We start from the raw sequence: 13,233 nt of genomic DNA on the forward strand, positions 1-13,233 counted from the left end.
GTCGTCGACGACCCCTTCACCACACCTGTCGCAGACGCGAAACAGGGGTGAAGCGCACCGGGTCGCCGGCCGGGTGGACCCTGGAATCCTCCCCACCGGAGCGCGTCGTCGGACGACCGTTCCGGCTCCAGGCGAGTCTGGCATCGGCCCTGGCGTGCGACAACGGTCCCGGGACCCCACCGTTTCGGCGGTAAACCTGCGGTGTCGATGGGGCGTTAGGGGTTGCGTGGCCGTCCGGAAGGGGGGCGTCGCCCGACCGGATGACGGTGGGGTTTCGCCACGATGGACATCGGGTGACGGCCGATCGCGCAGCTCGGATCATACGTCGGCAGGACACCACAGACCGAGTGGTCGGCCGCGATCGGCCGGTCGGTGGTACGGGGTGGCCGGTCGGGCTCAGCGGTCGAGCCGCAGCCGGGCGGCCAGTTCGCTGCGGGAGTTGACGTCCAGCTTGCGGTAGATCCGGGTCAGCCGCTGCTCGATGGCGCTGACGGTGAGGAACATCCGCTCGGCGATCTCCCGGTTGGTGTGCCCCTGCGCGGCCAGCGCGGCGACCCGGGACTCCGCGTCGCTGAGGCCGGTGAGCAGGATCCCGGCGTCGGAAGCCGGATCGGGCGCGGTGGTCCGGCCGGCCGAGGTGGCCCGGCCGGCCGCGGTCGGCCGCAGCACCGGGATCCCGCACTCCTCGGCGAGGACCCGCGCGGCGCGGGCCGTGGTGCGCGCCTCACGCAGGTCGCCGGCCTGCTGCTGGGCCTGGCCGAGGTCGCCGAGGGCGCGCGCCAGTTCGACCCGGTCCCCGCACTGGCGCAGCAGTCGTACCGCGCACCGCAGGTGCCGGATCCGCTCCGCGCCCTCCTCGACGGTGCCGAGCACCCGCAACGCGGCGCCCCGGTAGCGCAGGTCGGTCGGGCGGAGCCGGTCCAGCTCTTCCCGGACCACCTTCTCGGCCTGCTGCCGGCGGCCCATCCGCAACAGCGCCCGCGCCGATTCGGTCCGCCAGGGGACCAGCGGCGCCTGGTCGAGCCGCCACGAGGTCATCAGCTGCCCGCACAACTGGAAGTCGGCCAGGGCCGCCTCGGGGCTGCCCGCGGCGAGGGCGTGCACACCCCGGGCGTGCAGGTAGTGCAGGCCGAACGGGGTCTCGAACAGTGTCGGCGGCACCGGCGTACGCAGGCAGGCCGCCGCCTCGTCCCACTCCTCGAGGCAGGTCAGCGTCCACAGCCGGATGGCCAGCGGCGCGCCGATGACGACGCCCCACCCCTTCGGGGACAGCCGGTTGAGCGCCGACTCGGCGAGCTCACGCGCCCGGCGCAGGTCGCCGCGTCGGCCGGCCACGGTGGCGGCGACGGCGGTGAGCAGGGCACGCGGCGTCCGGTGCCGGCGGGCGGAGGCGATCCGGTCCAGCCGGTCGCACCACTCGCCGGCCAGGTCGAGCCGGTCGGCGTAGATCATGGCGATCACCGCGCAGACGGCGCTCCACATGTTCGGCTCGTCGTCCAGGCCGAGCGTCCCGAGCGTGCGTTCGGCGTTCTCCAGCGCGCCGAGGTCGCCCCGACCCAGCACGGTGTCGAGCAGGAGAACACCGCGCAGCCGGTGTCGGACCCGGGCGAGGGCGAGCGGGTCCCGGGTGGTGCCGGCCGGTGCGGCGACGCCGTCGAGCGGGACCCCGGGATAGAGCGTGGCCATCCAGCCCTTGATGATCATCAGGTCGGCGGCCGAGCGCGCGTCCACACCGTCGGCGCGTTCACCGAGGTGGTGGATGAGTTCCATGGCCCGGCCGATCTGGCCGTGCCAGAGCAGGTACTGGATCGGACCGGCGGCCTGTCGGGTGTCCAGGTGGCCGGCGCGTACGGCGGTGGCGATGCCGAGCAGGTGGGGGACCGCGCCCTGCGGGTCCAGCCGCCACTCGGCGCGGGCCAGGGCGGAGCGGATCCGGGCCCGCAGGCACTCGTCGGCGCAGTCCCGGTTGGCGCGGCGCAGGTAGCGCCGGCCGGTGTCCACGTCGCCGTCGGCCAGCGCCTGTTCGCCGGCGTCGAGCAGGGTCTGCGCCATCCACGGCTCGGCCAGCTCGTCGGCGGTGAGCAGGTGCGGAGCGATCCGCGGTGGCGGGGCGCCGTCGTCGTGCAGCAGTTGGGCGGCGGCGCGGTGCAACCGGGCGCGTTCCTCCCCGGTCATGCCGTCGAGCACCGCCCGGCGTACCGCCGGGTGTCGGAGGCCGTCGGCGTCGACGAGACCGGCGCTGGTGGTCGCGTCGACGGCGTGCAGGTTCAGCTCGGAGGGGAGGTCGACCAGGTGGGGCAGGAACGGGCCGTGCAACGGCTCCTCGGTCACCGCCAGCGCGCGGGCGGTCTTGAGCACCAGGTGCTCGCAGCGGTAGAGGCAGCTCAGCACCGCCTCCCGGAACGCCTCGCCGGGTGTCGGCGTCTCGGCGCCGGCCTGGTGGTCGTCGGCCAGCGCGTGCACCAGCAGCGGGTTGCCGCCGCTGATCCGGTACGCCTCGTCGGCGATCCGCCGGGCCACCGGCGCGCCCAGCCGGTCGGCCAGGATCCGGTGTGTCCCGTCCGCGGTGAGCAGCGGCAGTCGGACCCGGTGCAGCCGGGCCGGCTGGAGCAGTTCGGCGTAGGCGGTGGGCTGCCAGGGCCGGGTGCGCGGCGCCTCGGTCAGCACGATCAGCACCGGCAGGCCGGTGACCCGACGGGTCAGGTGGTCGAGGCACCGCAGCGAGGGCGCGTCGGCGTGCTGGACGTCGTCGACCGCGACCACGGCGGGCGCCCGCGCGACGAGTTCCAGCAGTTCGCCGCCGATCGCGGCGGTGAGCGGGGCGAGCGCCTCCTCGTCGGCGGTCTCGCCCCAGCGCAGCACGGCCTGGTCCAGCAGCCGGCCGACGCGGTCGCGGTCGGCGTCGTCCACGGTGGCCCGTCGGACGAGTTGCCGCACCACCTCCAGCGGCACGGTGCGTTCGCTGCGCGACGCGCTGGCGCTGAGGAACGTGACCCCGGCCTCGGCGCACCGTCGGGCGAAGCCCTGCAGGAGCGTGGTCTTGCCGGCGCCGACCGGCCCGGTGATCAGCGTGATCGGGCCGGGGGTGAGGGCGGGTCCGCCGGGGTGGCGCAGGCCGGCGAGCCGACCGGTCAGGACGTCGAGATGCCGGTCCCGTTCGGCAATCGTCATCGGGCGGGCCTCCGCCCGGCCGCGGCCCCCGGGCGGGCCGTGCGCCGTGGTCTCCGGTGACACCCGTTGCAGTCAGAGACCCACAAATCCTTGACCCATTCCAATTGGCGAATACCGACAACGATGGTACGACGTGGGCGTTTCATCGAACGTCGCGCCTGGTCTAGCGCGTCGAAAATCCGCCGTCACCTGCGGTCCCGCAATTTGGGCGGATCGACGCGGTCCGCCTCTATCGATCCCGATTCATGGAGTGGAGTATGTCAGCCCGGCAATTGGGCGGCAAGTCGAAGGATGTAAAGGATGAGCAAACATGGCATCGCCGCGTCGAGGGTCGACGAGGGCGACCCGGGCGGTCCGACAGCGGAAAGTCATCCGGTTCTTCCGGAACGTGACGCAGGAGGTCCGACAGGGCGGTTGGTAACGTTTTCCACCCTTGCCGCTAATGCGCGTGGAGAACGGACAGCCGACCTCGGGGGGTGGCCGCGGCGGCCGGTCGACCGGCTCCGGCCGTCGGCACGGCGGCCCGGGTCGCGCACGGGCTCCCGCCACGCGGCGTGAGAGCGTTCTCGCTGTTCACCTGTTGCCGGACGGGCGAGCGCGCCCGCCGGGGCGCGACGGGCGGCGGCTCGATGCCGGCCGGCCGGCCCGCATGCCGCGGGCCGGCGTCGTCGCCGGTCGCTCCGGCCGGTGCGTCCGGCCCGGGTTGCCGGCGCTTTGACCGTTTCTCGCCCCGGTGGTTGCCGATTCCGGCAACCGTCGTCGCACTTTCGACCCTCGCCCAACTTGCCCGTTTCAGTCCGTCTGGAAGCCCTTTGCCGCAACTTGTTGTTAAACAAGAAATTCGCGGCGCATCGGTCCACGGAACGACGGTGGTAAAGAAAGCGGCCCCGTCGGTAACTGCCCCGGAATGAAATAGGAATCGTTATTTCCCGGTCCTGGTGGATGGCGCGGTGGAGTGCCGGGTGCGATTCGACGGCCCGATTCCGTTCACACCCGCGGACGCCGCACACCGTCGACAGATCAACGCGAATGACTTTCATCCGGGGCGCTCCGCCCACCCCCCACCTGCCGCTCCGGGCCGGTGACACCGCGACCGGACGCGTCGTCGCCCATGCGGGGTAGGGGTTGTCCGCCGCCCGTCCGCCGCCTAATTTCGGACTGTCCGCCATGGTCGGCGGATGACAATCCGCCGCACGACGGGGGGATCGGCCACGGGCCGCGCGCCCGGGACGTGAAGGGTTCGCGCGTGATCTGCCAACCACCGCCGAGATACCGGGCCCCGGTTCGATGACGCTCCTGCCCGGGCTGCTCGGGTCCGGGGCGGACCGTTGCGACGCGCTCCGGGTCGCCGGCCGGACGCTCTCCGCCGAGGCGCTGCTGGGCTGCGCGAACGCGGTCACCGGCCGGATCCTGGGCGCCCGGGCGGTCGCGGTCGAGGCTGGCCCGAGCCTGGAGACCATGGTCGGGATCGTCGGCGCCGTCCAGGCCGGCGTGCCGGTGGTGCCGTTGCCGCCCGGCGTCGAGGCGGACGAGCGGCACCGCATCCTGCGCGAGTCCCGCGCCGACGTGTTGCTCGGCCCCACCACCACCGCCGACACCACCCTGCCGATCGTCCCGGTGGACCTGCGGGACCGGTCCTGGGCCACGCACCCGGACCCGCTGCCGGCCAGCGACGCGGTGATCCTCTACACCGGCGGCGTCGGCGGGCTCTCCCGCGGCGTCCGCATCTCGCACCGGGCCATCGCGGCCGACCTGGACCTGCTCGCCGCCGCCTGGCGGTGGAGCGCCGAGGACGTGCTCGTCCAGGGCGCGCCGCTGTTCCGGGCGTACGGGCTGGTGGTCGGGCTGCTCGGCGCGCTCCGGGTGGGCAGCCGTTTCGTCCACCTCGACCGGCACGCCACCGCCGGCCCGGCCGGCACCATCTACCTGGCGCTGCCCGGGCAGTGGGCGCGCATCGCCCGGGACGCGCCCCGGGCCCGGACGCTGTCCCGGGCGCGCATGCTGATCTCCGGCGACGCCCCGCTGGCGCCCGCCGTGGGCGAGCGGCTGCGGCTGCTGACCTCCCATCATCCGGTGGAGGGGTACGGCACCACGGAGACGCTGATCGTGCTCACCGGGCCGGCCGGCGCCCCGGTCACCACGCTGCCCGGCGTGCAGACCCGGGTGCTGGACCACGCCGGCCGGCCGGTGGCCGCCGACGGTGACGCGGTCGGTGAGCTGAGCGTCCGGAGCCCGACGATGTTCAGCGGGTACGCCGACCGGCCCGGGTCGGCGCCACCGGTCGACGGCTGGCACCCCACCGGCGACCTGGCCACCGTGGACCCGGCCGGACGGCACCGCATCCTCGGCCCGGAGGGCATCGGCGTGGTGCGCTGCGGCGGCCGGCCGGTGCCGACCCGGCAGGTCGAGGAGGTGCTGCTCACCCACCCCGGCGTGCACGACGTGGCGGTGGTCGGCGCGCCGCACCGCACGCTCGGCGAGCAGGTCGTCGCGTACGTCGTCGCGGCGGCCGGGCTCACCGCCCAGACGCTCATCGACCACGTCGGCCGGCTGCTCTCGGCCGCGGCCCGGCCCCGCCGGGTGCACTTCGTCGACGAGCTGCCCCGCGGCGCGCAGGGCCGGGTCCGCAAGTCGCTGCTGATCCGGCGGAGCGGACAGCACCCCGTACGCGACCCCTGACCACCGGCCGCGGGTCGGACGGACCGGCGGACACGCCCTACCATCCGGGGCGTGATCGAGCGGATCCTGCCGCCGGCCGTGGTGGTGGAGGAGTGCTTCACCGACCCGGTCGGGCTGCGCCTGCACCCGGCCGAGGAGCACGTCGTCGCGAACTCGGTGGCGAAGCGCCGTCAGGAGTTCACCACCGTCCGGCACTGCGCCCGCCGGGCGCTGGCCCGGCTGGGCCTGCCGCCGGCGGCGATCCTGCCCGGCGGCCGGGGCGCGCCCGGCTGGCCGGCCGGCGTCGTCGGCAGCATGACCCACTGCGACGGCTACCGCGGCGCCGCCCTCGCCCGCGCCGCGACGGTCGACAGCGTCGGCGTGGACGCCGAACCGCACGCGCCGCTGCCCGACGGGGTGCTGGACGCGATCGCGCTGCCCGCCGAACGCACCCGGACCGCCGCGCTCACCGCCGCCCACCCCGGGACCTGCTGGGACCGGCTGCTGTTCAGCGCGAAGGAGTCGGTCTACAAGGCCTGGTTCCCGCTGACCGGCCGCTGGCTGGACTTCGCCGAGGCGGACATCACGGTCGACCCGGCCGGCACGTTCACCGCCCGGCTGCTGGTGCCCGGCCCGCGACTCGGCGGCGTGGAGCTGACCGCGTTCGACGGCCGGTTCCTGGTGGAGCGGGGCCTGGTGCTCACCGCCGTCACCGTCCCGGCGGCACCGCGACGCTAGGTCAGCCGGCTCTTCTGCACCTTGCCCATGGCGTTGCGGGGCAGCGCGTCGACCAGCCGCACCTGCCGGGGCCGCTTGTGCGCGGAGAGTTGCCGGGCCACGAAGTCGATCAGCTCGGCCTCGCCCAGCCCGTCCCCGACCACGTACGCGGTGACCTGCTGGCCCAGATCCGGGTGCGGGGTGCCGACCACCGCCGCCTCCCGGACCCCGGGATGCGCCAGCAACGCGTCCTCCACCTCACCCGCGCCGATCCGGTACCCACCGCTCTTGATCAGGTCGGTGGCGGCCCGGCCGACGATCCGGTGGGCGCCGTCCGGGCCGACCGTCGCCACGTCACCGGTACGGAACCAACCGTCCGCGGTCCGGGCCGCCGCGTCGGCGTCCGGCCGGTTGAGGTAACCGTCGAAGAGCGTGTCGCCGCGAACCTGGAGTTCGCCCATGGTCTCCCCGTCGGCGGGCAGCGGCGTGCCCCGCTCGTCGACCACCCGGGTGCGCACGCCGGGCAGCGGCACCCCCACCGTGCCCGGCCGTCGGGGCCCGTCCGCCCGGGCGCTCACCGTGATCAGGGTCTCGGTCATCCCGTACCGCTCGACCGGGCGGTGGCCGGTCAGCTCGGTGAGCGCGGTGAAGACCGGCTCGGGGAGCGCGGCGCTGCCGGACACGAGCAGCCGGGCGCCACGCAGCGCCCGCGCCGCCGCCGGCTCCGCCGCGATCCGCGACCAGATCGTGGGTACGCCGAAGTAGAGCGAGCCGGCGGCGGCCGCGTACCGGTCGGGGCGGGGCCGGCCGACGTGGTGCAGCCGGCCGCCGATCCGCAGCGGGCCGAGCACGCCGAGCACCAGCCCGTGCACGTGGAACAGCGGCAGGCCGTGCGCCAGCACGTCGTCCGGCGTCCAGGCCCAGGCGTCGGCGAGCCCGTCCAGGCAGGCGGCGACCGCGCGGCGGGACAGCACCGCGCCCTTCGGCGCGCCCGTGGTGCCGCTGGTGTAGAGGATCAGCGCGGTGGTCGCCGCGTCCGGCTCGGGATGCCGGGTGTCCGAGCGGCGGGTCAGGTCCACCGGCAGGGCCGGCGGCCCGGCGGGACCGTCGACGGCCGGCGTCCCGGGCGTCGTCAGCAGCACCTCGGCGGCGGAGTCGCGCAGCACGTGGTCGCGCTCCACCGGCCCGGCGTCCGGCGGCACCGGCACCACCGCCGCGCCGGCCAGCAGCCCGCCGACCACGCCGACCACGGTCTCCAGGCTCGACGTGGCGGGCACCGCGACCCGGCGGACCCCGTGCAGGTCGTCGGCGACCGCGGCGGCCGCCCGGCGCAACTCCACCCAGGACAGTGCCCGGTCGTCGACCCGGATCGCGTCCGGTCGCTCGTCGGTGGACCGGTCGAGCCAGCTCAGCAGCGGCACGGGCGCCCCTCTCGCGATTCGCCGCCGGCGGCGGCGCACCGACCGTAACCGGGCCGCCCCGGGGCCGGCCACCCCCTGCCGCCACCGGGTCCGTCGACACGCCGGGTGACCGTCCGACACCCCTGGCGGCGGGCCGTACACCCCCGATTCATCGGCCGATGGGTTGAACCGCGTCTCGGTTGCCCGGATGATGGGCGGCGTCGGCCCGCCGCGCGGGTCGCCCCCGCCCTCACCGACGCCGCGACTCGCCGGCGGCACCCGTACGCGACGGAGGATCCCGCCAGATGCCGGTCATCGAAGTCGAGCACCTGCACAAGAGGTACGGCGACAAGGTGGCGGTCGACGACGTCTCGTTCAGCGTGGAGCAGGGCGAGATCTTCGGGGTGCTCGGCCGCAACGGCGCCGGCAAGACCACCACGGTGGAGTGCGTGCAGGGCCTGCGTCGCGCCGACGGCGGCACGGTGCGGGTGCTCGGGCTCGACCCGATCCGGGACCGCACCGAGGTGCGCCAGCGGGTCGGCGCCCAGCTCCAGGAGAGCCAGCTCCCCGACAAGCTGCGGGTACGGGAGGCGCTCGACCTCTACCGGTCCTTCTACCGCAACCGCGCCGACATCGACGAGCTGTTGGCCGACCTCGGGCTGGCCGAGCAGCGCAACACCGCGTTCCACAAGCTCTCCGGTGGCCAGAAGCAGCGCCTGTCGGTGGCGCTGGCGCTGGTCGGCCGCCCCGAGATCGCCATCCTCGACGAGCTGACCACCGGGCTGGACCCGAAGGGCCGGCGCGACACCTGGGACCTGGTCGAGCGGATCCGCGACCGCGGCGTGACGGTCGTGCTGGTCACCCACTTCATGGCCGAGGCCGAGCGGCTCTGCGACCGGCTCGCGCTCATCGACGCCGGGCGGGTGGTCGCCATCGACACGCCGGCCGGGCTGATGTCCCGGGTGGATGCCGAGCACCGGGTGCACTTCCGCCCGCTCGACCACCTCGACGACGCGCTGCTGTCCGCGCTGCCCGAGGTCAGCTCCGTGCGCCGGAACGGCGACGAGGTCACCGTCACCGGCCCCGAGGAGGTGCTCCAGGCGGTGCTGTCGGCGCTGACCGAGCGCAAGATCCGCTACGCCGGCCTCCGGGTCGAGCAGCCCACGCTGGACGACGCGTTCGTCTCCCTCACCGGCCACCCGGCCACCCCGCCGGCGCTCGACGGAAGGTCATCGTGAACGCCCTGTCCAAGCTCGTCGCCGTCGAGGCCAAGCTGTTCCTGCGGGAGCCGGTCTCGCTGTTCTTCGTCTTCGCGCTGCCGCTCGGCCTGATGCTGGTGTTCGGCCTGCCGCAACGTGGGGCCCCCCAGGCGGCGACCCCCGGGCAGCACGGCGAGCAGACGTTCCTGCCGTCCATCGCGCTCTCCCTGACGATCGGGATGCTGGCGCTGTTCACGCTGCCGATGGCGCTGGGCATCTACCGGGAACGCAAGGTGCTGCGCCGGCTGGCCACCACCCCGGTCAGCCCGGCGTTGCTGCTCATCGCCCAGGTGGTGGTCAACCTGGCCATGGGCGTGGCCGGCGCGGTGGTCACCGCGGTCGGCGTACGTTTCCTGCTGGACCAGCCCGCGCCGGCCAACGTGCCCGGTTTCGTGCTGGCCTTCCTGCTCGGGGTGGCCTGCCTGTTCGCGATCGGCCTGCTCATCGCCGCGCTCGCCCCGTCGGCGCGGTCGGCGCAGTCCATCGGGCCGACGCTGTTCTTCCCGCTGCTGTTCCTGGCCGGGGCCTGGCTGCCCCGCGACCAGATGCCCACCGTGCTGGCCCGCATCGGGGAATACTCGCCGCTGGGCGCCACCGTGGACACCCTCTCCGCCGCCTGGGCCGGGCAGAGCCCGTCCGTGTCGCAGCTGCTCGTGCTGGCCGGCACCGCCATCCTGGGCTGCCTGCTCGCCACCCGCCTGTTCCGCTGGGAGTAGGGCCCGCCGGCCCCCGCTAGGGGGCGGCTAAGGGTACGTCGGCGGTGTGATCTGGATTACGTTCGAGTCGCACGGGAGATCGCCGCACGGTCCGCTCCGGCGGAACCGGCGGCGATCCGCCCCGCGCTCGTGCGCGGTGCCCGCGGCGCGCGCACGGCGAGGCGGAACACGAACGACGGAGGTCGTGCCATGACAGCTTCTTCCGATCCCGCCCCGGCCGTCCGGACGGCGACGTCCTTCGTCAACGGTGACGACCGGACCGCCTGGCCGCTGACGGCCCACCAGATAGGCACGGACGCCACCGGCATCGTCGAGGCGGTGCTGGAGGGCGGGCCGGCGACGTTGCCGGTCGAGCTGCGCAACCACCGGGTGTCCCCGGTGGAATCCAAGATCAAGGTACGGCACTACGGGGGCTACGAGCACTTCGAGCGGGATCCGGCCGGCGTCGTCGACGGCACGCCTGCGGTCTTCCGCTGGACCGGCCGAACCCGTATCGCGGAGTGAACGAGAGGCGGTAACGCGATGGGCGTCGGGGATCCGCGCAACGGTGCGCACCTGACGGTGACCGACGTCGCCACGGTGACCGCGTTCTACGCGGCGGTCTTCGAGGCGGTGCCGGTGCAGCGGGAGTGTCTGCTGGACGGTCGCGTCCTGCACGCCGAACTGGTGGTCGACGGCCACCGGCTGACGGTCAGCGAGTGGTCCGACGGCCCGGGCGACCCGGGCGGTCCGGGTGGCCCGCTGCCGCTCGCGCCGGCCGATCCGCACCAGCTCGTGCAGCGGGCGCTGGCAGCCGGCGCGACGCTCGAACCCACAGGTGGCGGCCCGCCGGTGGGCGTGGTGTTCCGGGACCCGGCCGGCCTGCGCTGGGCGGTGCCCGCCCCCTAGGTGCCCGACGACGACGAACGGCCCCGCCCGACGGGCGGGGCCGTTCGTCGTGTCCGCGAGGATCAGCGCCGCAGCGTCGACCCGAGGCCGCCGCCGCTGCGCCGCCGGTGCTGCCAGTAGAAGTCCCGCCGGGCGCCCTGCGGGAAGCCGGGCTGCCACGGCTTGACCGGGCCGGCGGTGTGGATGATCGACGAGTCGGTGAGCTTGCCGCCGAACTCCGGCTCCCGTCGCCAGGCCATCAGGTCGTTCCACCGCCACGGCAGCCGCAGCCAGTTGGCGTGCACCGCGAAGTTGAGCGCGTCCTGGTCCGGGTAGCGGGACTCGTGCGCGTGCCGACGCAGGTAGTCCAGCGACACCTCGCTCACCTCGCACTCCTTCCAGCGCGGCACGTCGATCAGCAGCACACCGGAGTTGAAGTAGAGCGCGTGCGGGTCGAGGTGGTCGTAACTCGACAGGCCGGGGATGCCGCCCATGTCCAGCAGCCGGCGGTTGAACGGGTCACGCACCCCGCCGAGCGGCACCCCGCCCATGTCCAGCTCGAACAGCGGCTTGAGGCTGTTCAGGCACATCGTGTCGCAGTCCAGGTAGAGCAGCCGGTGCACGTCCGCCGGCAGCGCCGCGGGGACCAGCAGCCGCAGGTACATCGCCGGTGACAGGTACGCCATCAGCGGGTCGCTGCCCTTCGACAGGTTCACCTGCGCGGCGTCCACCCGGAGGAACTCCACGGTGGCGTTGGGCCCGGCGATGCGGGTGAGCGTGTTCCGGGCGCTCGCCGGCACGTCGTCGGCGGCCACCAGCCAGTACCGGAGCGTCTCGCCCGGGTTCGACTCGGCGACTGTCGACATGACGACCGCGGCGTGCGCCGCGTACGCGTTGTCAAAGGTCAGGGTGAGGTCCACGGGTGCTCTCCTTCGCGGCGGTGCGTGAGCGCAACGTCGAGAAAAGTAGCCGTGGAATTGTCGGCCCGGCAAGGAATGCGCATTCGCTCAGGGGGTTCGGCAAAACAACCCCTGAATTCGCCCCTCAATTCCACCCGGTCCGGGTCAGCGGGTGAGACCGATCATGGCCGCGATCCGGGCGACGTCGGCCGCCGCCGGGTCGCACCGGGCTATCTCGGCGACGAGGGTACGCGCGACCGGCCGGCAACGGACCTCGGCGGGAGCGATCCGGTCGGCTTCGACCAGCACCCGGGCGGCAGCGGTGAGATCGCCGGTGCAGAGGTGGGCGCGCGCGGCGTCGACGAGGTGGGCGGCGCGATGCTCGACCGGCAGCCGAGACCATCCGCCGGCACGGATCGCGCTCTCGTGCCGAGCCACCGCTTCGGTGCTATCGCCGATTTCGAGGGCGGTCAGGAAGCGGGCCAGCAGCACGGTGGTGGGATTGAACGCGGTGTGGTGCGGGTCTTCGTCGGTGGCGCAGCGGTCGGCGAGTGCGGCGGCGCGGTCGGTCAGGTCGTCGGCGTGCCGGCGGTCGCCGCAGCCGGCGGCGGCGAGGCCGGCCTGAAGCAGCAGCGTTCCGCGTACCGCATCGTGGGTCGTGGTGTCGGCGGCGGCACGGGCGGCGGTGAGCGCGAGGCGGTGCCGACCCAGCGCGCGCAGTGCCTGGGTGACGGCGATGGTGGCGGTGGCGGCGTGGGTGGGGTTGCCGGCGGCGGTGACGGCGCGGTCCGCGGCGAGCCAGGCGAGGTCCGGTTCGCCGAGCTTGACCAGCACCGAAGCGGTGATCCGGTAGGCGGGTACCAGCAGGTCGCGGTGGCCGTGGGTGGCGTCGAGCAGGGAGGGCAGGACGCGCAGCAGTTGGGCGTAGTGGGCATGCTGGTAGGTGAGCCAGGCATGGGCGACGTGCGGTTCGACCTGGTCCGCCGGCACCGGCGTGGGGGGACGGCGGTGATAGCGGGCGAGGGCGGCGCGCACCGCCTCGACCCCGTCCAGCCGGGTTTCCGCCGCCGACGGTGGCCGGTGGGGGCCGAGCAGGACCGCCGGGTCCAGGCGGAGCACCTCGGCGATCTCCTGGATCACCGAGTAGCGGTCCAGCGCGCGTACGCCGCGTTCGACCTTGTCGACCCAGCTCTTCGACTTGCCGAGCCGGTCGGCGAGCATCTGTTGGGTCATCCGGCGGCGGACCCGCCAGCGGGCCACGCGGCGTCCGATCGGCATCTCGTCGGTGTCGAGCAGCCGCCGGCCGGTCACCGGTCGCGCTCCGCCGGCGGGTGACCAGCCAGGGTGGACGCTCCGCAGCGCGGGCACCATCGGGACTTCACCCGGAAGGCGAGCAGCCCGAGCAGGAACCCGGGCACCAGCCCACCGAACACGACCGACACGACCACGGAGACCATCTGCGCTCACCTTCTGTGTCGTAGGTTCCACCTACAGTGAACGGGCTGCGCTGATGGTCGGTAGCCCGACCGGCCACCGGGCATGTGGA

Annotated in this window: 11 protein-coding genes; 6 read left to right on the top strand and 5 right to left on the bottom strand. The window is 74.2% G+C overall.

The window, feature by feature from the left end; all coding sequences use genetic code 11:
• Positions 1–396: 396 nt before the first annotated feature.
• A complete protein-coding gene (locus ACLQ2W_RS21115; RefSeq protein WP_425787894.1) occupies positions 397–3,171 on the bottom strand; it encodes an AAA family ATPase in 2,775 nt (924 codons plus the stop codon).
• 1,287 nt (positions 3,172–4,458) lie between these two features.
• Here ACLQ2W_RS21115 and ACLQ2W_RS21120 point away from each other — a divergent pair.
• Positions 4,459–5,850 (top strand): AMP-binding protein, encoded by a 1,392-nt coding sequence (locus tag ACLQ2W_RS21120; protein ID WP_425787895.1) that lies wholly within the window; start codon positions 4,459–4,461, stop codon positions 5,848–5,850.
• Positions 5,851–5,901: 51 nt separating this feature from the next.
• On the top strand, positions 5,902–6,567 hold the full coding sequence (locus ACLQ2W_RS21125) for a 4'-phosphopantetheinyl transferase family protein (RefSeq protein WP_425787896.1): 666 nt from the start codon (positions 5,902–5,904) through the stop codon (positions 6,565–6,567).
• Here the strand turns inward: ACLQ2W_RS21125 and ACLQ2W_RS21130 are convergent.
• Positions 6,564–7,967, bottom strand: a complete 1,404-nt coding sequence (locus tag ACLQ2W_RS21130; protein ID WP_425787897.1) for an acyl-CoA synthetase — start codon at positions 7,965–7,967, stop codon at positions 6,564–6,566. The two genes, ACLQ2W_RS21125 and ACLQ2W_RS21130, sit on opposite strands and share 4 nt — an antisense overlap.
• Positions 7,968–8,251: 284 nt before the next feature.
• Here ACLQ2W_RS21130 and ACLQ2W_RS21135 point away from each other — a divergent pair, with 284 nt between their 5' ends.
• The 4 genes from ACLQ2W_RS21135 to ACLQ2W_RS21150 all read left to right on the top strand — a co-directional run bounded on the left by ACLQ2W_RS21135 (position 8,252) and on the right by ACLQ2W_RS21150 (position 10,809).
• Positions 8,252–9,184: an ATP-binding cassette domain-containing protein gene (locus tag ACLQ2W_RS21135; RefSeq protein ID WP_425787898.1), complete on the top strand. Its 933-nt coding sequence runs from the start codon at positions 8,252–8,254 to the stop codon at positions 9,182–9,184.
• A complete protein-coding gene (locus ACLQ2W_RS21140) occupies positions 9,181–9,921 on the top strand; it encodes an ABC transporter permease (protein ID WP_425787899.1) in 741 nt (246 codons plus the stop codon). Before ACLQ2W_RS21135 ends, ACLQ2W_RS21140 begins: the two co-directional genes overlap by 4 nt.
• Positions 9,922–10,110: 189 nt before the next feature.
• The gene (locus tag ACLQ2W_RS21145) at positions 10,111–10,425 is read left to right on the top strand and encodes a DUF5988 family protein (RefSeq protein ID WP_233219587.1); all 315 of its coding nucleotides are present in this window, start codon (positions 10,111–10,113) and stop codon (positions 10,423–10,425) included.
• A gap of 18 nt (positions 10,426–10,443) precedes the next feature.
• A complete protein-coding gene (locus ACLQ2W_RS21150) occupies positions 10,444–10,809 on the top strand; it encodes a VOC family protein (protein ID WP_281941005.1) in 366 nt (121 codons plus the stop codon).
• Positions 10,810–10,871: 62 nt separating this feature from the next.
• Here ACLQ2W_RS21150 and ACLQ2W_RS21155 read toward each other — a convergent pair whose 3' ends face one another.
• The 3 genes from ACLQ2W_RS21155 to ACLQ2W_RS21165 all read right to left on the bottom strand — a co-directional run bounded on the left by ACLQ2W_RS21155 (position 10,872) and on the right by ACLQ2W_RS21165 (position 13,144).
• Positions 10,872–11,708, bottom strand: a complete 837-nt coding sequence (locus tag ACLQ2W_RS21155) for a glycosyltransferase family 8 protein (protein ID WP_425787900.1) — start codon at positions 11,706–11,708, stop codon at positions 10,872–10,874.
• Positions 11,709–11,852: 144 nt separating this feature from the next.
• Positions 11,853–12,998 (bottom strand): helix-turn-helix domain-containing protein, encoded by a 1,146-nt coding sequence (locus ACLQ2W_RS21160; RefSeq protein WP_425787901.1) that lies wholly within the window; start codon positions 12,996–12,998, stop codon positions 11,853–11,855.
• Positions 12,995–13,144, bottom strand: coding sequence for a hypothetical protein (locus ACLQ2W_RS21165; RefSeq protein WP_405089308.1), 150 nt, complete (start codon positions 13,142–13,144; stop codon positions 12,995–12,997). The genes ACLQ2W_RS21160 and ACLQ2W_RS21165 overlap by 4 nt, the downstream gene beginning before the upstream one ends.
• Between the last annotated feature and the right edge of the window lie 89 nt (positions 13,145–13,233).

This window comes from Micromonospora sp. DT227 (assembly GCF_049841835.1).
Lineage (GTDB): Bacteria > Actinomycetota > Actinomycetes > Mycobacteriales > Micromonosporaceae > Micromonospora.